Annotated in this window: 21 protein-coding genes; 5 read left to right on the forward strand and 16 right to left on the reverse strand. The window is 45.1% G+C overall.

The genetic code is table 11. The features are described 5' to 3' along the window. Positions 1-264 precede the first annotated feature (264 nt). The 5 genes from QZZ55_RS06765 to murJ form a co-directional block, all read right to left on the reverse strand. Positions 265-696, reverse strand: coding sequence for a peptidylprolyl isomerase (locus tag QZZ55_RS06765; RefSeq protein ID WP_293266582.1), 432 nt, complete (start codon positions 694-696; stop codon positions 265-267). A gap of 32 nt (positions 697-728) precedes the next feature. After that, positions 729-1,208, reverse strand: coding sequence for a signal peptidase II (lspA, locus tag QZZ55_RS06770; RefSeq protein WP_366512299.1), 480 nt, complete (start codon positions 1,206-1,208; stop codon positions 729-731). A 33-nt stretch (positions 1,209-1,241) separates the two neighbouring features. Next, a complete protein-coding gene (gene ileS / locus QZZ55_RS06775; protein WP_293266584.1) occupies positions 1,242-4,073 on the reverse strand; it encodes an isoleucine--tRNA ligase in 2,832 nt (943 codons plus the stop codon). A gap of 15 nt (positions 4,074-4,088) precedes the next feature. Further along, the gene (gene ribF, locus QZZ55_RS06780; protein ID WP_293266585.1) at positions 4,089-5,021 is read right to left on the reverse strand and encodes a bifunctional riboflavin kinase/FAD synthetase; all 933 of its coding nucleotides are present in this window, start codon (positions 5,019-5,021) and stop codon (positions 4,089-4,091) included. Between the two features lie 74 nt (positions 5,022-5,095). After that, the gene (gene murJ, locus QZZ55_RS06785) at positions 5,096-6,661 is read right to left on the reverse strand and encodes a murein biosynthesis integral membrane protein MurJ (RefSeq protein WP_293266586.1); all 1,566 of its coding nucleotides are present in this window, start codon (positions 6,659-6,661) and stop codon (positions 5,096-5,098) included. Between the two features lie 166 nt (positions 6,662-6,827). Between murJ and rpsT the strand changes: the two genes are divergently transcribed. Continuing rightward, entirely contained in the window at positions 6,828-7,091 is a 264-nt protein-coding gene (rpsT, locus tag QZZ55_RS06790; protein ID WP_293266587.1) for a 30S ribosomal protein S20, read from the forward strand. Between the two features lie 61 nt (positions 7,092-7,152). On the opposite strand, the gene proB is transcribed toward rpsT, so the two are convergent. The 4 genes from proB to rplU all read right to left on the reverse strand — a co-directional run bounded on the left by proB (position 7,153) and on the right by rplU (position 10,201). Then, on the reverse strand, positions 7,153-8,277 hold the full coding sequence (gene proB, locus QZZ55_RS06795; protein WP_293266588.1) for a glutamate 5-kinase: 1,125 nt from the start codon (positions 8,275-8,277) through the stop codon (positions 7,153-7,155). Positions 8,278-8,298: 21 nt separating this feature from the next. Continuing rightward, positions 8,299-9,504 (reverse strand): Obg family GTPase CgtA, encoded by a 1,206-nt coding sequence (cgtA, locus tag QZZ55_RS06800; RefSeq protein ID WP_293266589.1) that lies wholly within the window; start codon positions 9,502-9,504, stop codon positions 8,299-8,301. Positions 9,505-9,608: 104 nt separating this feature from the next. Next, on the reverse strand, positions 9,609-9,866 hold the full coding sequence (rpmA, locus tag QZZ55_RS06805; protein ID WP_293266590.1) for a 50S ribosomal protein L27: 258 nt from the start codon (positions 9,864-9,866) through the stop codon (positions 9,609-9,611). Between the two features lie 23 nt (positions 9,867-9,889). Beyond that, positions 9,890-10,201, reverse strand: a complete 312-nt coding sequence (rplU, locus tag QZZ55_RS06810) for a 50S ribosomal protein L21 (RefSeq protein ID WP_028470388.1) — start codon at positions 10,199-10,201, stop codon at positions 9,890-9,892. 225 nt (positions 10,202-10,426) lie between these two features. On the opposite strand from rplU, the gene ispB reads away from it, so the two are divergent. The 3 genes from ispB to fabB all read left to right on the forward strand — a co-directional run bounded on the left by ispB (position 10,427) and on the right by fabB (position 13,492). Next, entirely contained in the window at positions 10,427-11,395 is a 969-nt protein-coding gene (gene ispB, locus QZZ55_RS06815; RefSeq protein ID WP_293266591.1) for an octaprenyl diphosphate synthase, read from the forward strand. Positions 11,396-11,648: 253 nt separating this feature from the next. After that, positions 11,649-12,164: a bifunctional 3-hydroxydecanoyl-ACP dehydratase/trans-2-decenoyl-ACP isomerase gene (gene fabA, locus QZZ55_RS06820; RefSeq protein ID WP_028470386.1), complete on the forward strand. Its 516-nt coding sequence runs from the start codon at positions 11,649-11,651 to the stop codon at positions 12,162-12,164. A gap of 110 nt (positions 12,165-12,274) precedes the next feature. After that, complete coding sequence (fabB, locus tag QZZ55_RS06825; protein WP_293266592.1) at positions 12,275-13,492, forward strand: beta-ketoacyl-ACP synthase I; 1,218 nt, start codon at positions 12,275-12,277, stop codon at positions 13,490-13,492. Positions 13,493-13,550: 58 nt separating this feature from the next. Here fabB and QZZ55_RS06830 read toward each other — a convergent pair whose 3' ends face one another. From QZZ55_RS06830 to glp, 5 genes are all read right to left on the reverse strand, one after another. Next, positions 13,551-14,285, reverse strand: a complete 735-nt coding sequence (locus QZZ55_RS06830; RefSeq protein ID WP_293266593.1) for a lysophospholipid acyltransferase family protein — start codon at positions 14,283-14,285, stop codon at positions 13,551-13,553. Positions 14,286-14,309: 24 nt separating this feature from the next. Then, entirely contained in the window at positions 14,310-14,564 is a 255-nt protein-coding gene (locus QZZ55_RS06835) for a MoaD/ThiS family protein (RefSeq protein WP_293266594.1), read from the reverse strand. Positions 14,565-14,567: 3 nt separating this feature from the next. Further along, positions 14,568-15,047, reverse strand: coding sequence for a cyclic pyranopterin monophosphate synthase MoaC (gene moaC, locus QZZ55_RS06840; RefSeq protein WP_293266595.1), 480 nt, complete (start codon positions 15,045-15,047; stop codon positions 14,568-14,570). Next, positions 15,040-16,170 (reverse strand): 1-acyl-sn-glycerol-3-phosphate acyltransferase, encoded by a 1,131-nt coding sequence (locus tag QZZ55_RS06845; protein ID WP_293266596.1) that lies wholly within the window; start codon positions 16,168-16,170, stop codon positions 15,040-15,042. Before QZZ55_RS06845 ends, moaC begins: the two co-directional genes overlap by 8 nt. A 65-nt stretch (positions 16,171-16,235) precedes the next feature. Beyond that, a complete protein-coding gene (gene glp / locus QZZ55_RS06850; protein ID WP_293266597.1) occupies positions 16,236-17,453 on the reverse strand; it encodes a gephyrin-like molybdotransferase Glp in 1,218 nt (405 codons plus the stop codon). Positions 17,454-17,552: 99 nt separating this feature from the next. Here glp and QZZ55_RS06855 point away from each other — a divergent pair, with 99 nt between their 5' ends. Then, positions 17,553-17,939, forward strand: coding sequence for a SirB2 family protein (locus QZZ55_RS06855; protein WP_293266598.1), 387 nt, complete (start codon positions 17,553-17,555; stop codon positions 17,937-17,939). Positions 17,940-17,959: 20 nt separating this feature from the next. Here QZZ55_RS06855 and rfbD read toward each other — a convergent pair whose 3' ends face one another. Together rfbD and ssb are read right to left on the reverse strand one after the other, a co-directional pair. Beyond that, complete coding sequence (rfbD, locus tag QZZ55_RS06860; RefSeq protein WP_293266599.1) at positions 17,960-18,865, reverse strand: dTDP-4-dehydrorhamnose reductase; 906 nt, start codon at positions 18,863-18,865, stop codon at positions 17,960-17,962. A gap of 209 nt (positions 18,866-19,074) precedes the next feature. Continuing rightward, positions 19,075-19,620, reverse strand: coding sequence for a single-stranded DNA-binding protein (ssb, locus tag QZZ55_RS06865; protein WP_293266600.1), 546 nt, complete (start codon positions 19,618-19,620; stop codon positions 19,075-19,077). Positions 19,621-19,661 lie beyond the last annotated feature (41 nt).

Genomic DNA, 19,661 nt, shown 5'->3' on the forward strand with positions numbered 1-19,661 from the left:
TGTAAAACCTAGATTTCGCTTCATATTGCTCTTTAAAATCATCTATTAGAGGTCATTACATTTCCTTGTATTAGTTGATCTTCTATCCATGAAGATTGTATTCATATCATTATAGAGTTCAAAAACTGTACAAAATCTAAACACATTAATAAATATGAGTATAGGTCAAAAAGCGGATGTAGCCATTTTTACACGCAAGTAAAAAAGCGAGAGGATAGAGAGGGCAACAATCCTTGTCATAATTCCATATTAATCAATGGTTGGTTATGCAGCGACTTCTAGTATCTGCACTTCAAATTCTAAGTTTTTCCCTGCTAACGGGTGATTAAAGTCAACACTAACATTTTTATCGTCAAATGCCATAACAACACCAGGCAATTCCCCACTAGCATCTTGAAAGCCTATTACTAAACCGACTTCTAAATCAATACCTGAAAAGCTTTCGAGCCCCACTTTTTGAATGTTACTCGGGTTAGGCATTCCGAACCCGTGTTCAGGTGTTATCTGGAAAGTTTGGCGGTCACCTACTTTCAAACCAAAAATAGCTGCTTCAAATCCTGCAAGCATGTTGCCGTCACCAACAGTAAACGTAACGGGCTGATTAGCGAAGTTGCTATCAACAACATCACCATTATCTAAACGAATTTCAAAATGCAAAGTGATCGTTTTTTCAGGCCCTATGACACTATCACTCATGATTTTCTCCAAATCTCATATTAGTGAAGATGTCACGCATCTTCATTTTGCTTTTCTAAAAACAGCATGTCGATAATCATAATAGCGGCGCCAAGCGTAATCGCGCTATCAGCTAAATTGAACGCAGGGAAAAAGTAGGATTGATAATAAACAGAGATAAAATCCACGACATAGCCCAAAAGTATTCGGTCATGTAAATTACCTAAAGCGCCCCCGAGAATTAACGCAAGCCCCATACATAGGCACCACTGCTGCTTATCAGTGCGTTTAAGCCATACGGCTAATACCCCGCTAATGACAATAGCAATAACAACAAACAACCATCGTTGCCAGCCACTAGCATCTGATAAAAAGCTAAAAGCAGCACCTCGATTGTAAAGTAGCGTCATATCCAAACTGGAAAACAGCGTAACTGGGACGCCGTAATCCAACCATTCCTGAGCAAAGTTCTTACTAAGCAGGTCTGCAGCTAACACAAACACCGTTAGCCACAACCATTTTAGCGAACCCAAACTTTTTCCTTTCTGCAATTCTGTCATTATATTTTAAGCAAACTGGCGTGCTTCACCCTCACCATAAACGTTTTCAACGCAGCGATTACATAATGCCGGGTGCTCTGCATGAGCACCAACATCCTCTCGGTGATGCCAACAGCGCTCACATTTAACATGTTCAGATGCTTTTAACGCCACTTTCATACCTTCCAGCTCCGTGTCACGAGCATCTTTTGCATCAGACAACGGTTTTAAAGCCGCTTCCGAAGTAATCAACACGAAGCGTAGCTCTGATCCCAATCGTTCAAGGTCAGTCATAATACTGTCACTAACGTACAGTGTTGCTTCGGTAGATAAGGAAGCTTTCACTAACTTTTCGTTACGAGCCTCCTCCAACACTTTATTCACAGCACTTTTAACTTCAAAAATACGAGCCCAATACTCACGGTCAAAAGCAACTTCTGCATCGAGTTCAAACAGCCCTTCATACCACGTTTCGAAGAAGATGCTTTCACTCTTATCTTTACCCGGTAATGCAGCATAAATCTCTTCAGACGTGAAGCTGAGGATGGGGGCAATCCAACGAGTGATAGCTTGTGCAATGTGGTACAACGCCGTCTGACAAGAGTGGCGCACCAAACTGTCTGCTTTAGTGGTGTATTGGCGATCCTTGATAATATCTAAGTAAAAACCACCCAGCTCTTGCACACAGAAGTGATGTACTTGTTGATATACGTCTAAAAAACGATAACTTGCATAAGATTCTTTCACCTTTTCTTGCAAACGTGCTGTCGCATCAACAGCCCAACGATCCAATGCCAACATATCCTTCGGTGCTACTAAGTCAGTAACAGGATCAAAACCATTGAGGTTTGCTAACAAGAAACGTGAAGTATTACGAATACGGCGATATGAATCAGCTGTGCGCTGCAGAATCTGCTTAGAAACAGCCATCTCACCCGAATAATCAGTAGACGCGACCCATAAACGCAAAATATCAGCACCTAGAGTGCCAGTAACTTCTTGCGGAGCAACCGTATTACCTAAAGATTTAGACATCTTGTAACCCTTCTCATCTACGGTAAAACCGTGTGTAAGAAGTTCTTTATAAGGCGCATGCCCGTCAATTGCACAACCGGTCAACAGTGATGAGTGAAACCACCCTCGATGCTGATCCGAGCCTTCTAAGTAAAGATCAGCACGCGGGCCTTGGTCATGCCCCATAGGGTGAGAACCACGCATAACATGCCAATGCGTTGTTCCTGAATCAAACCACACGTCTAATGTGTCTGTTACTTTTTCGTACTGACCTGCTTCGTCACCCAATAGCTCCGTTGCATCGAGTTTAAACCAAGCTTCAATCCCTTCTTTCTCAACACGTAATGCAACTTTTTCCATCAAAGCAACAGTGTTTTGATGCAGTTCACCCGTCTCTTTATGCAAGAAGAACGGAATCGGCACGCCCCAGTTACGTTGGCGTGAGATACACCAATCAGGACGGTTAGCAATCATGCTATGTAAGCGAGGTTTACCCCAAGCAGGAACAAACTGAGTCTGCTCAATGGCCTCTATTGCGCTTTCACGTAATGTTGCTCCAGAGTTAGCCTGCTTATCCATACCAACAAACCATTGTGCTGTAGCACGATATATAAGCGGCGTTTTATGGCGCCAGCAATGCATATAACTATGGGTAATGGTTTTATGGGTTAGCAAACGCTGATTTTCACGTAACTTTTCAACAATTTTAGGGTTAGCAGCCCAAATAGACAGTCCACCAAAATCGGCCAAGTCATCAATATAAACACCATCAGCTTTTACTAAGCTGAGGATTTGCTCAAACGCCATCCCATAACTACGGCAAGTGACAAAGTCGTCTACACCATAAGCGGGTGATGAATGCACAATACCTGTACCGGCATCGAGTGCGACATAGTCAGCCAAATAAATCGGAGATTCACGATCATATAACGGATGCTGAAATGCAATATGCTCTAACGCAACGCCTGTTGCTTTGGCAGCAATACTACCCTGTAGCTCATAACGCTCTAAGCAGCTATCAACCAGTTCTGCTGCTAGCAATAGATAGCGGTCACCTGTATCTACCAAAGCGTAATCAAATTCAGGATGAACATTCATCGCTTGGTTAGCAGGGATAGTCCATGGCGTTGTTGTCCAGATAACCGAAAATGCAGGTTTATCCAAAGCAGCCAGCCCAAAAGCGGCAGCCAATTTTTCAGTATCTTTACATTCAAAGGCGACATCAATTGCGGAAGATTTTTTGTCTGCATATTCAACTTCAGCCTCAGCCAATGCCGAACCGCAGTCAAAACACCAGTTAACCGGCTTCAGGCCTTTAAAAACGTATCCACCTTCAACCATTTTTCCTAATGCACGAATTTCACCGGCCTCATTAGCAAAATCCATGGTTTTATAAGGGTTTGCCCAATCACCAAATACACCAAGGCGAATGAAGTCGTCTTTCTGACCCTCAATCTGCTCATGGGCATAGCTACGGCATAACTCACGAGTCTTATCAGATCCCATGTTTTTACCGTGAGTGACCTCAACTTTATGCTCGATAGGCAAGCCATGACAATCCCATCCAGGGACATAAGGTGCATCAAAGCCATCCAATGTTTTGGATTTAATAATAATATCTTTTAATACTTTGTTTACTGCATGCCCTAAATGAATATTACCATTTGCGTATGGAGGGCCATCATGCAGAATAAACTTGGGACGACCTGCATTAATTTCGCGAATTCGCTGATATAAACCCATTTCTTGCCATTTTTTCAGCATATCAGGTTCACGCTTAGCCAGATTGCCTCGCATTGGGAATTCCGTATCCGGCAGATTCAGTGTCGCTTTATAGTCGGTCATCGCTTTTATTCCAGATCATTTAGATTGAGCAAAGTAAGTTTGCGCAACCTCTATATCATTAAAAATTTGTTCACGAAGCTGTTCCAGCCCGTCAAACTTCTGCTCTTTTCTTAGGAAAGTCTCAAATTCAACACTGAGTAACTGCCCGTATAAGTCTTCATCAAAATCTAGTAAATGAACTTCTAAAACTGGTTGAGTACCATTAACTGTTGGACGCATGCCTATATTACAAACACCCTGCCCCAAGAGTTGATCACCACGGTACACGGTGACAGCATAAACACCTCGTAGTGGCGCAATGAAGCGATGCATACGGATGTTTGCAGTGGGCACCCCTAATTGACGGGCCAACTTTTGGCCATGCATAACACGCCCAGCAATACGATATCGACGCCCAAGCAAACGCCCCGCTAGGTCAAAATCATTTTGCTCAAGTACCTTTCTCACACGCGTGCTGCTGACCCTTTCTCCCGCAACCGTGAACGTATCAGTATTCGCAACACTAAACCCATATTGCTGCCCTACGGCTTCCAGCATCTGGTAATCACCTGAGCGGTCGCAACCAAACCTAAAATCATCGCCTACCACAAAATACTTTACATCAAGCCCTTTAAGCAGCAAGTTTTGAACAAATTCAGCTGCTGTCATCTGTTGTAATTGAGCATTAAACGTAAGGCACAAAACTCTATCTATACCCTGAGCTTGCAGCAGACGGACTTTCTCACCAAATCGAGTTAATCTTGATGGAATACTTTCACCACCAAAGAATTCTCGGGGCTGCGGCTCAAAAATAATGACTGTGGTCGGCAGTCCCAATTCCAAGGCTTTTGACTTCACTTGCTCCAATACACACACATGTCCAAGATGGACACTATCGAAGTTACCGATAGTCGCCACACATCCACGGTGTTTTTGACGTAAGTTATGCAACCCTCGAATCAATTCCATCGAATTCCATACTGCCTAAATAAAAACGCAGAATTATAGCTCACTTAGTATACAACGAGTACTGCAAATTCGAATTAGGCGCGAATATGCTGCAATCTCAACCCCGCAAGCAGCAATACACCAAAATACGCGACAGCACCCGCAACTACCACAAGTAACATAGACTTAACGCGCGCCCACACATCCCCACTCATCCACACATCAACAGGTGGACTAAGCCATACAATGACGACAGATAACACGATCAAAGCCAAGAACAGCCTTACCAACAACACACCCCATCCAGACTGCCACACAAAAACCTTCTCTCGCACTAACCCTCTCAATAACAGACCCGCATTCAAAAAGGCAGATAACGCCGTTGCCACGGCCAAGCCCACATGATGGAAATGCCAAATCAGTAACAAATTAAAAGCCATATTAGCGACCATCGCCTGAACCGCAATTTTTACTGGTGTTTTCATATCTTGTCGCGAGAAATAACCGGGAGCTAACACCTTAATTAACATAAACGCCAGCAGCCCACAGGCATATGCCTGCAAACTCATTGCTGACATAGATACATCTCTCTCAGTCAGCGCACCATACTTAAATAAAGTAATGATTAGCGGCTCAGCCAGCAAAATAAGTGCAAGGGCAGAGGGCAAAGCGATCAATAGAATCATTCGCACCGCCCAATCTAAGGTGCGAGAAAACTCTTGCGCAGACCCACTTGCATGCTTCCTGGCGAGGCTTGGCAAAATAACCGTGGATATAGCGATGCCAAACACACCCAATGGCAGCTCAGTCAGACGATCAGAGTAATATAACCACGAAACACTTCCTGTCTGCAGAAAAGACGCCAGCACGGTATCAAGCAGCAAATTGATCTGCGCTACTGAAACACCAAACATTGCCGGAAGCATTAGCTTGAGAATGCGCTGAACACCCTCATCCCGCCAACCGAATACAGGCTTTGGCAGCAGCTTTAGGTGCATCAAAAAAGGGAACTGAAAAATAAGTTGCACCACACCAGCAATCAACACTCCCCATGCAAGTGCCACAATAGGCTCATCAAACATAGGGCTAAGGAAAATAGCAGAACCTATCAAACAGATATTTAACAACACTGGCGTAAAAGCAGGGACCGCAAAGCGACTGTACGTATTTAAAATAGCACCGGCAAAGGCCGTCAGCGATATCAGCAGCAAATAGGGAAATGTAATTCGCAGCATGTCAGACGCCAGCTCAAACTTGTGCGTGTTATCCATATAAAAACCAGGAGCAAACAACGCAGTCAACACTGGCGCAGCCAAAACAGCGAACACAGTAATCACCAGTAGAACAAGGCCTAATGTACCCGCTACTCTATCTACTAAGCGCTTTACTTCACCATGATCATTTCGGGTTTGGTACTCAGACAGTACGGGAACAAAAGCTTGCGAAAAAGCACCCTCGGCAAACAAACGCCGTAGAAAGTTAGGAATTTTAAATGCTACAAAAAATGCATCCGCACTCCCGCTGGCACCAAAATAGTTTGCAATAACAACATCTCTCACCAGTCCCAGCACACGAGAAAGCATAGTCATCATGCCGACTATTCCGCTCGAGCGCAGCAACCCACCACGGGACTTTTTCTCTTCTGCCGCACCTTTACTCACAAATTTCCCTTACAAGTGATACTCTATATGCAACGCATCTTATCGATTTTAGAATAAACTTGCTTGTTTTTATTGACAACAGGCTCAGAAATATGAATAATCTTGCGTCTCAAATTCTGGTGATTTTACCAGATGGATACTAACCCTACTTGTAAGGAGCCGGATTATGGCTAACTCCGCAGGATCCCGTAAACGCGCTCGCCAGTCGGAGAAACGTCGTCAGCATAATGCTAGCCTCCGCTCCATGGTTCGAACGTACATTAAGAAAGTTTTCACTGCTATCGCTAGTGGAGACAAAGCTGCTGCAAACGAAGCATTAAAAGTTGCACAGCCACTCATGGACTCTTCTGTGAACAAAGGCATTTTTGAGAAAAACAAAGTTGCCCGCAGTAAAAGCCGCATGAACACACGCATCAAAGCAATGGCTTAATAAGCACTGCTTTTAAAAAAACCGGCTTTTGCCGGTTTTTTTATATCTAAATATTACAATTTCAAGCCAATACCAAATTATCTCTGTGCACTAATTCTTCTTCACTTATATAACCCAATGTCGCCGAGATCATCGAGCTTGGCCTACCAACTATTTTACGAGCATCTGCAGCCCCATAATTAACCAAGCCTCGCGCCACAATTCGACCAGCCTCATCGGCGATCAACACCATCTCCCCACGCGTAAATTCGCCCGATAGCTCTTTAACACCAGCAGGCAACAAACTCTTACCCCGCTCAGTCAAAGCCAACACAGCACCAGCATCCAGCACCAAAGTACCTCTTGCCTGCAAATGCCCAGCCAACCACTGCTTCCTCGCCGCCATAGGGCTACGATCAGGCACCAAGAGCGTTCCCAGCACCTCCCCCTTCTTCAAACGCAACAAGACGTCGTCTTCACGACCGCTAGCAATAAGAGTTACGGCACCAGAACGAGCAGCGAGCTTCGCAGCCCGTACCTTCGTCGCCATACCACCTTGACCCAACTTTCCACCACTACCTGCAACCGCTATCAAAGCCTCATCTTCAGCACGCGCCTGAGAAATCAACTCAGCCTGCGGGTTAGAACGAGGATCAGCTGTATACAATCCATGCTGGTCCGTAAGCAAAACAACACCGTCTGCCTCAATCAAATTCGCAACTAATGCAGCCAAGGTGTCATTATCACCAAACCTAATCTCATCAGTTACAACCGTGTCATTTTCATTCACGACTGGCACAACACCCATCTCAAGCAGAGTCTTAAGAGCCGCACGGGCATTTAAATAGCGATTTCGATTAGTCAGGTCATCGTGAGTCAGCAAAATTTGAGCGGTATGCGTACCATGGCGTTGAAAATTTGCTTCATATGCCTGCACCAGCCCCATCTGCCCAACCGCAGCCGCTGCCTGCAAACGATTAAGCTCTTTAGGCCGCACATTCCAACCGAGCCTCGTCATCCCCTCAGCAACAGCGCCAGAAGAAACCAAAACAACCTCAACACCCTGCTGCTTCAAGGCAGCCAACTGGTCTACCCAACGACTAATCGCCGCCTCATCCAACCCCTGACCATCATTAGTCAATAGAGCGCTGCCAATCTTAACAACCCAGCGCCGCGCTTTTCGCAACTTATCTCGACTTGCAGCCACAATTACCTCTTCGCGCTAAATTCAGCGAACATATTCCACATCAACATCGTAATCATCATCGTCGAAGTCATCATCGTCGATATCAAGATCCTGATCAGCTTCACGCTTTTTACGCATAGACTGACGCAGACGCTCAATATGCAGACGCGCCTCAGCATCAACCAATGCACGAACTTCATTCTCCTCTTGCTGCAACTCCGGCTCAGCAAGAAAAGCAGCCGCCCGCTCATCAAGGAAGTTCTGAAGATCCATGGTTAGCGGCTTAACACCACCCTTATCGATCGCCGATATGCGATAAATAGGACCTTCCCACCCCAACGCATCAATAACAGACTGACAACGCTCGTCTTGCTCTTCAGCAGGCACCAAGTCTAATTTATTCAGCACCAACCAACGCGGCTGATCTGCCAGCGTAGGACTGAATTTTGCAAGCTCTTCAACAACTACTTTTGCAGATTCAGCAGGAGTTTGCTCATCCCATGGCGCCATATCCACAATATGCAACAGCACACGATTTCGCGCCAAATGCTTAAGAAAACGAATACCTAAACCAGCTCCTTCAGCAGCACCCTCGATAATTCCAGGAATATCTGCCACCACAAAACTACGGTTGCGTTCCGTCCTAACAACACCCAAGCTTGGCACCAAGGTTGTAAAAGGGTAATCAGCCACTTTAGGTGTTGCTGCCGATACTGCACGCACAAAAGTGGACTTGCCCGCATTTGGCAAACCCAGCAAACCAACATCAGCCAGCACTTTTAGCTCAAGCTTAATGTTACGAAATTCCCCATCGCTGCCATTACTAGTCTGGCGAGGCGCACGGTTCACACTGCTTTTATAACGCGTATTACCCAGACCATGAAATCCGCCTTGAGCAATTTTTTCAACCTGACCCACCTCTGTCAGATCAGCAAGCACCTCATTGGTATCTATATCGATAACAGTAGTACCAACCGGTACCATCAGCACCAAATCATCACCCTTATTACCCGAACAGTTTCTGCCCATCCCTGCCTTTCCGGTTTGCGCTTTGTGCACTCTGGTAAAACGAAAATCAACCAGCGTATTTAGCCCGGCATCTGCTTCCATATAGATAGAGCCGCCATCACCACCATCACCACCATCAGGACCGCCCTTGGGTACATACTTCTCGCGACGAAAGCTCAGGCAGCCATTACCACCCTTACCCGCTTCTACAGTGATCGTCGCTTCATCTACAAACTTCATCTTCTATCTCCCAAGAACAACTCCGCCTTAGCATAGCGCGTGGACTGCTCATAAACAAAAAAAGCCCCGCTGAGCGGAGCTTTTTTCAGCAACAAAGCCAGTTTTTACGCTGGAACGATGCTGACGTATTTACGGTTTTTTGCGCCTTTAACTTCGAATTTTACCACGCCGTCTGCTTTAGCAAACAAAGTGTGATCTTTTCCGAGGCCTACATCAGTACCTGCATGAAAATGCGTACCGCGCTGACGAACAATAATATTACCTGCGACCACGACCTGCCCACCAAAACGCTTAACACCTAAACGCTTGGATTGTGAATCGCGACCATTTCGAGTAGAACCACCCGCTTTCTTATGAGCCATTTTCTATCTCCCGACAACTCAGCTTATGCGCTGATTCCAGTGATTTTTACTTCAGTAAACCACTGACGGTGGCCCTGACGAGTCATGCTGTGCTTACGACGACGGAACTTGATAATTGACACTTTTGCGCCACGACCATTACCGATCACTTCAGCAGTAACTTTTGCGCCTTCGACAGTTGGCAAGCCAACCTTAACGTCATCGCCATTACCAACCATCAAAACACGATCAAATTCAATACTAGAACCTGCTTCAGCTGTCAGTTTCTCCAGCTTAAGGGTATGTCCTTCTTGTACTCGGTATTGCTTTCCACCGCTTACGATTACTGCAAACATTTCTTTCTCCAATTTACGCTTATCCGGCTACTAAAACGAAACCTACTTCTAATGGCGAACCCATATGGTAGGGAGCTAAGTTGGATAAGCTCAGGGCGCGAGATTTTAAAGCAATCAACCCAATAACTCAAGCAATTTGCTCACAACACCGTCAATTCTTGACACTCTGCTCGCCAACACCTAGCATGCGCGCTAATGTCCAAATCAATATTATAAAGTTGTCGCATGCAACCACATCAATTAAATTCACTCATAGAGCCACAATTCAAGTCCGTAAATGACTATATAATCAATCATTTAGGATCCAACGTTCCCCTAGTCGAAAAGATTGGCCATTACATTGTTGAGAGCGGTGGAAAACGCCTGCGCCCTTTACTAGTCCTGCTCGCTGCTAATGCCTGCAACTACAGCGGCAAACACCACATTTCACTCTCTGCTGTCATTGAATTCATCCACACAGCAACACTTCTACATGATGACGTTGTAGATAATTCCGATCTTCGCCGCGGAAAAGATACTGCTAATGCGAAATGGGGAAATGCACCTAGCGTCTTAGTAGGCGATTTTTTATACTCTCGCGCTTTTCAGATCATGGTAGAAATTGGCAATATGGACATAATGAAAGTTATATCCAACGCCACCAATGTCATAGCTGAAGGAGAAGTACTTCAGCTATTAAATTGTCGCAACCCCGACACATCCGAAGAAGCCTATATGCAGGTCATTATCGGAAAAACAGCCATGCTTTTTGAAGCAGCAACTGAAGTAGGCGCCATTTTAGCTAACGCACCCAAAGAGCAGCAAGAAGCACTGCGAGATTATGGCAGACATCTAGGCATTGCTTTTCAGCTTATCGACGATGTAATGGACTACCTCTCCAGCGCGGAAGAAATGGGCAAAAATGTCGGGGACGATTTGGCCGAGGGGAAACCTACACTACCGCTCATTCAAGCAATGAAAGTCGTTAACGATGACGAGCGCCAACTAATCCGCCAAACTATCCGCAAAGGCGGACTTGAAGATCTCGAGCCTATATTAGCGCTAGTAAAAAGCTCAGGCGCCATCGAATACACACAACAAAGCGCATTAAAACAAGCAGACCTTGCCATAGATGCCCTATCAGCACTACCTGACTCTTCGTTCAAAGAAACCCTTACTTTACTTGCTCATATTGCAGTACACAGAAACACCTAACTTCCATGCACACCTAATACAAGCAAATAGACAATTTTGCTTGTATTACTCCCTCAACATATCACCACCGCAACAAAACCTTCGTGACTTTACGACTGAAACACAGCGCTTTTTAACCATAAAAACAACGTTTTCATGATTAAAAACGTATCTTTAACCAATTTACCTGACTCAAGCCGTGCCTACAGCGCACCAAACCGGTATAATCAACCGATATTTTGACTACAATTTCTCTGGGATAGACAGTTACCACATGACTAAAGCATCCTCTTTTGAACGCGAAGACCTGTTGAAATGCGGGCACGGCGAAATGTTCGGCCTTGGCAATGCACGCCTGCCAGTTGGCAATATGCTAATGATGGATCGCATCACTAGCATCTCCGACGATGGAGGCCAATTTGGCAAAGGCGAGATTATCGCCGAACTCGATATCAACCCAGATCTCTGGTTTTTTGACTGCCACTTTCCAACCGACCCAGTTATGCCTGGCTGCTTGGGACTTGATGCAATGTGGCAAATTGTTGGCTTTTACCTAGGATGGAGAGGCAACAAAGGCCGCGGGCGCGCACTTGGGTCAGGTGAAGTAAAATTCACAGGCCAAGTACTACCCACGGCTAAAAAAGTGACATACCACATCGAGTTAAAGCGCGTAATTGAGCGCAAACTAGTCATGGGAATTGCAGATGGAACTGTTTCAGTTGATGGCCGAGTTATCTATACAGCCAAAGACCTCCGTGTAGGCTTGTTCACATCCACAGACAATTTCTAATCCATTACCAAGTCCTACCCGCCACATCAGACAATCTGCAGGCGGGTACTTTGGACGAAATTATCCATTAACGAATAAGAAGAAGATCCTCTTAACAGGAGATACAACATATGCGACGCGTTGTAGTAACAGGAATGGGCATCGTATCCTGCCTGGGTAACGATAAAGAAGCAGTACTCGACTCACTGAAAGAAGGCCGCTCAGGCATCAAATTTCAAGAAGAGTATAAAGAACTTGGCTTTCGTAGCCATGTAGCCGGCAGTATTGACATTGACCTAGAGGCGCTTATTGATCGTAAACTTCGTCGCTTTATGGGTAATGCCGCTGCTTATTCGTACCTTGCAATGGACCAAGCAATAAAAGACGCTAACCTTAGCGAAGACCAAGTATCTAATGTACGTACTGGTTTGATTGCAGGCTCAGGTGGCGCATCATCAGCAGATATCATTGAAAGTGCTGATATATTACGCACCAAAGGTGTACGCCGTGTAGGCCCTTACCGTGTCACTCGCACAATGGGCAGCACCGTTTCTGCCTGCTTAGCAACACCGTTTAAAATTAAAGGCATTAACTACTCCATCACCTCTGCCTGCGCCACCAGCGCACATTGCATCGGTAACGCAATGGAACAGATTCAGCTTGGCAAACAAGATATTGTTTTTGCTGGCGGTGGTGAAGAATTGCACTGGTCGCTAACAGTCATGTTTGATGCGATGGGTGCACTATCCAGCAAATACAATGACACTCCAGAAAAAGCGTCACGAGCATATGACGCAAACCGTGATGGCTTCGTGATTGCTGGCGGTGCCGGCATGCTGGTAATAGAAGAGCTTGAACACGCCAAAGCACGCGGCGCCAAAATTTACGGCGAGCTTGTTGGTTACGGCGCGACATCAGATGGTTACGACATGGTTGCTCCTTCAGGCGAAGGCGCTATGCGCTGCATGCAGCAAGCAATGAGCACCGTTGATGGATCTATTGATTACATCAATTCTCATGGCACATCCACTCCAGCTGGAGACATTCAGGAACTCAAAGCAATGAAGAACACCTTCGGCGACGAGATGCCCCCTGTTAGCTCAACCAAATCATTAACTGGGCATTCCCTTGGCGCTACCGGCGTTCAGGAAGCTATCTACAGTCTACTGATGATGGAAAATGACTTCATCTGCGCCTCTGCCAATATCGATGAACTCGATGAAGCAGCACAAGGCATGCCTGTAGTTACCACACGCAAAGATAATGTTAAATTAGATCGTGTTATGTCAAACAGCTTTGGCTTCGGTGGCACCAATTCTACGTTAGTATTCCAACGTTTTGACGGCTAACACCAGAGGCATATAAAAAACCGCCTATTGGCGGTTTTTTTGTTTTCAAGAATCGGCTTTATACTTTTTTCATTTCCAGCGCTTCAAGCTGATCCATCTGCTCAAGTAACCAACCAACTGAATCAGCATGCACCTCATCAACACTGCGCCCCTCAGATACTACCGGCTTACCAATACGTAGCTGAATCGTTCCTGGGTATTTCAGGAAGCTTTTACCGGGCCAATAAACACCCGCGTTATGAGCAATGGGCACAACAGGAACCCCCGAACTAACGGCCAGCATAGCACCACCTTTATTAAACTTACCGCGCTCACCAACAGCTAGACGAGTCCCTTGAGGAAAAATCACAATAGGAATACCTTTAGCCAATCGGTCCTTACCCTGCGACAGCAGCTCTCTCAACGCGCCACGTTTCTGACTTCTATCCAAAGCGATAGGATCCAGCAGCCCAAGTGCCCAACCAAAAAATGGCATTTTCAGTAATTCTTTTTTTAATACAACACACTGCGGGCGAATAAGCGTTTGAAAGTAAATGGTTTCCCATTCGCTCTGGTGGTTTGCAATAGCAACATACGCCCCATCTTTTGGCAAGTGCTCCAACCCTTCCACTTCTAACTTAACACCACAACAAATACGCAGCCACGCTATATAAAAATAGTTAATCTGGGTAACAAACTTAAAACGCTGAGCAAAGGGCAGAGGCTTCGCCACTACAACACAAAGTAAACTATAAATAATTGTTGCTGGGTAAAATGCCGTGTAATACAGCGCCGCTCTAAAATAACCCAGCATTAACTTTTCCTGTTTCAAAATTAATTACCCACCTGTTACCGGCGGAAAGAACGCAATCTCATCACCATCTTTAATAGGAGCATCTAAGCCTGCCATTTCCTGATTAATAGCTACCAGCAAATTAGAACGCATTAACACCTGCTCCCACTTTTCGCCGTTATCCTCAACCATTGATGACAAAAGCTTTGCGACACTAGAAAGGCTCACATCCCATTCTCGATCGACTTGCCCAACACCCAACTGCTCACGCACACTAGCAAAAAACACTACTGACAGCATTATTTACCCCTCAATTTTCCAATGGCCACTTTTACCGCCTTTTTTTTCTATCAACTTAACATCAGAGATCACCATCCCTTTATCAACCGCTTTACACATATCATATAAAGTTAAGGCAGCAACAGTGGCGGCAGTTAAAGCCTCCATCTCTACACCAGTTTGGCCTGATAAACGACATAGCGTACTAATACAAATGGCAGACTTTTCTTTATTTGGCTGCAACTCAACTGCAACTTTTGTCAACATTAACGGGTGACATAAAGGAATAAGGTCACTGGTACGTTTTGCTGCCTGGATACCAGCAATTCTTGCAACCGCCAACACATCGCCCTTTTTATGCCCCCCCGATACAATCATTTCCAATGTTTCGGGCAACATTAAGATTTCTGCATAAGCACGCGCTTCACGTGTAGTGACCGCTTTATCTGACACATCCACCATATGAGCATGACCATGCTCATCTAAATGGGTCAATTTACTCACTAGTATCACCTTTTTTAGGTTCATGGTTATATACAGGGTTCGCGTACATCAATCGCATTATTTCAGCCTCACGCGGATTCAACCCCTCAAAACGCTGCTTAAAAGCAAGGTGTTCTTCTGGATCCACTTTATCAAGCAAATTTGCAGCAATATAATTCGAGGGATGCAAAAAATAGTTTTGATGTATCTGTCGGTCTAATTCAGCAGCTAACAACTCCGGCGATTCATAATCATTAACAATCACGTCACCAAAGTGAACATGCACAGCACCTTTAAAACCGGTAATACCCTGCACAATACTTTCAAGATCCTCATGCTGACCTTTCTCATAAGCACCTGTTTCTTCACGCGCGGCAAGCTCAATTGCTTTAGCGCGATCACAAGGGTCAAATTCATAAGAAATAGACACGGGAACAATATTCAATCGTTTCACTGCTTCAGAAAAGCTGCGCTGTTTGCGCTGGCTCATATATAACATTTTAAGTAGAGCAGGATCGGTTTTATCGTTACCATCTTTTGCACGACCTTCGCGTTGTGCTATCCATACCGACTCACCTTCCTGAACACTATAATCTATATATGCTGACAATTGCGTCACTGCGGCCATCATTTCACGAGGCCCTTTTGCTGAACGGTTTACAATGAAACTTTTATTCAAACGCATGAGATCAGACACACACGGCTTAGTGAGTAAGTTGTCTCCTATAGCAATACGCAGCGTAGGCAAATCACGCTGGTAGTGCGTCCAATTTACAAATGCTGGATCCATAGCTATATCACGATGATTCGAGACAAATAAATATGCCTCATCATCTTCAAGATTTTCCATCCCAGAACAACTTAAGCGAGTTGTCGATCTGGAAATCATTTTTGCCATATATTTAGCAACAGTACGCTGAAACTGCTTAACAGACTGAATATCTCCAAACTCTCTGGCCAGCGCAATACGCACAATAGGGCGAAGCAGCTTAGTGATCCACGTGGGTAAAGAGGGAAACTGATACTGGGTTACTGCACTGATCAACTCATTGTCATATAACAAGCTCTGCAATACCGCTTCAACTTCACTATCATAATAAGGGCGCATCTCTTTGAATGGGTCTTGCTGTGTATTCAATTCCATCAAGATCTCTAATCAAGCTGTAAACTGCACATTTTACCCGCTATTGCATACCAAACCCAATAATATCAGCCCAACAGATCTGAAAATGGAATAAAGCTTACCATATCACCATTATTCACCACTGTATTCGGCGGAATCACTGCCAAACCATTAGACCAGCTGGCCGAAGATAACACACCAGAACTTTGGTTTTTAAATACCTTTATACGCCCTTGCTCCATCCTGGCACGTAAATATTCCTGGCGCACACCCGGCTTGACATGTTCAAAGTCAGCAGGAACCTCAAACGCCAAAGGCGGTATATAATCAGCACCCTGCATCCTCATTAGAAAAGGGCGCGCTAACAAACAAAACGTTATAAGTGCAGATGCCGGGTTGCCAGGAAGACCAAAAAAAGGTGTGTGCTGCACTCTACCAAACGCCAAAGGCTTCCCTGGTTTTATTTTCAAACGCCATACTTCCAACTTCCCTAAGTTCTCAACGCACTGCTTTACATGATCCTCTTCTCCAACCGACACTCCCCCAGTACTAATAATACAATCTGCCTGCTCTGCCGCCTGCATCAACGCTTCATCCACAGCTTCTGCTGTATCTGCCACGTTACCGATATCTATCGGCACACACCCCATTTGACTCAACAATGACGTCAGCACAAACCGGTTGGAATTATATATTTGCCCTGGAGCTAACGCCTCCCCTGGACTCACCAGCTCATCACCGGTAGATAATATAGCAACTTTAATCGGCCGATATACCGCAATACTATCCAGCCCTGTTGACGCCAGCACACCCACATCCGCCGCTTGAAGTCGCATACCCTTCCTCAGAAAAGCCTTCCCTGCCTTAATATCCTGACCTTTAGCTCTGATGTTTTGTCCTGCTGTAACAGGCCCAGTCATAATAACCTTGCCATCAACAAGCTCAACATTCTCTTGGATAACAACCGTATCCGCACCCTCGGGTATTTCAGCACCGGTAAAAATTCGCGCCACACTTCCTGATAAAAGCGGCTCAGGCGCTTTCCCAGCAGGAATCCTTTGTGAAACGGAAAAAGCAACTTTGCTGCTCATACTTAATGCGCTGGAGTGAACGGCATATCCATCCATACTACTATTATCTGCAGGAGGGACATCTACTGCAGCAATGGGTGATTCAGCCAACACCCGACCAACGGCATGCTCCAGATACACAACTTCTTGTTCCACAGCCTGCGGTGCTGCACTTAAAATAATCGACAATGCATCGTCAATTGCCATCAAACCCGGCCTATCAAGAGCTGACATTTCTAACTCCTCGTATCATTTTCAATAATAGGACCGCTATAATTGCGATCGCCAAAGCAAGTATGTTTAATACCTAAAAAAACCCAACAGGAAATACAAATGTCAGAACTATACCCAATAATCAAGCACATTCACTTAACGAGCGTCACTTTAAGTATTCTATTTTTTATCGTACGTGGCGCAGGTATGCTTTTTGATGCCCAATGGTTACAAAAGAAACTGATCAAAGTATTACCGCATATTATCGATACTATTCTATTAATCAGCGCTATTGCGCTTACCTTTGCCATCAACCAATACCCCTTTCAGGCCGACTGGTTATCAGCAAAAGTCGTTGGATTGATTTTATATATCGTTTTAGGGACTGTCGCATTGAAACGCGGCAAAACTAAAGCTATTCGTATTAGCGCCTTCGTTTTAGCATTGCTATGCATTACATACATTTTAAGCGTCGCTATCACACATAACGCAACACCTTGGGGTTAGTGGCTTTTTACTAAACGTTCTTATTGATAGATCTGACGCAATACCGCTACCAACTCACTGCGCCAAGGACGCTGCTTGATACCAAAAGTGCTTAACAGCTTTTTGCATTTCAGCACGGAAGAAGCAGGACGCTCAACCTCAACATGCAAAGCACGTGAAGAAACAGGGACAAGATCCGTTGTTTTCAGTGCTTCATATTGGCTGGCTGCAGCGACAATTGCTTCAGTAAAACGGTAACGAGTTGTTACCTCTGCTCCGCAATAATGATAGGTGCCCCAAGCATCAGCTCCATTTTCTAGCTGCTTAATAATTGCAAGAATTACACGTCCTACATCACTAGCAGATGTAGGACAACCTTGCCGATCATCCGCTGTTTCAATAGCCGTGTGTTTACGCGCATTAGCAAGCGTGCGCAGCAAATAGTTATCTCCTTGAGCACTAAACACCCAGCTTACGCGTAAAATAATATGCCTAGGCTGATACTGTCTGAGCAGATCCTCTCCTTGGCGTTTACTCTCTCCAAATACTCCCAACGGCGAAACATCATCACTTTCAGCATAACCGCTCGCATAATGCCCATCGAACAAATGATCTGTTGATAAATGAATTAACGGTATCGACAACGCTCCACACTCGATAGCAAGGTTTTTTACAGCATCACGATTGACACAAAAACATCGTTCTGGCTCATGCTCTGCAGCATCAACATTATTAAACGCGGCCGTATTGACTACATAATCAGGCATGTAGCGATCCAAGGCCTGCTGAATAGCCACTGAAGATGTAACATCCAAGTCAGATAGCCCCAAGCAGATGAATTCAAAATGGCTATCTTGCTCACCGAGTACAACCAAGTCATGAGCAATCTGCCCATCACCACCGGTCACTAGAATTTTAATCGGCAAAAGCTTAGTCCACTCAGTCATACTGCTCTAATACTCACTTCAAAAGTTTATTTTTAACATGCTGATTCATATAAATGAACAAAACAATAGTATGCGGCTAATTAAATAACAGGTACACGGCTCCCTAGATGGTTAATGTATCAACTAGCAGACAAAAAAATTTCGCTCATAAAAAAGGCCTGCTAAGGCAGACCTTTAATACAAATTTTTATCGACCAACAAATTTTGGCTTAGAACGGTATGTCGTCATCAAAGTCATCAAAATTTGGTGCCGGTTGTTGCGGTTGTGAAGGAGCCTGCTGCGGCCTTTGCTGTGGCGGAGCACTCTGCTGAGGGCGTGCCTGCTGAGGAGCACTCTGGGGACGCGATTGCTGAGGTGCAGGAGCTTGGCTATACTCTTGGTCTTGCGAGTAACCAGAATCATTATTGCTACTACCGCCACGCCCACCTAGCATTTGCATTTCGCTAGCAACGATCTCAGTTGTATAACGGTCTGCGCCGCTCTGATCCTGCCATTTGCGGGTACGCAATGCTCCTTCAATGTAAACCTGTGAGCCTTTACGAAGATACTCACCTGCAATTTCAGCAAGCTTGTTAAAGAATACAACACGGTGCCATTCAGTACGCTCCTGATTCTGCCCTGTTTGTTTATCTTTCCAAGACTCACTGGTGGCCAATGTAACATTGGTGACAGCATTTCCTGACGGCATGTAACGCACTTCTGGATCACCACCCATATTACCTACCAATATTACTTTATTTACACCACGTGCCATGCTTATCTCCGTCAGATAAATCAGTCCCTATTAAAGAGGGA

This window comes from Neptunomonas sp. (assembly GCF_016744175.1).
Lineage (GTDB): Bacteria > Pseudomonadota > Gammaproteobacteria > Pseudomonadales > Balneatricaceae > Neptunomonas.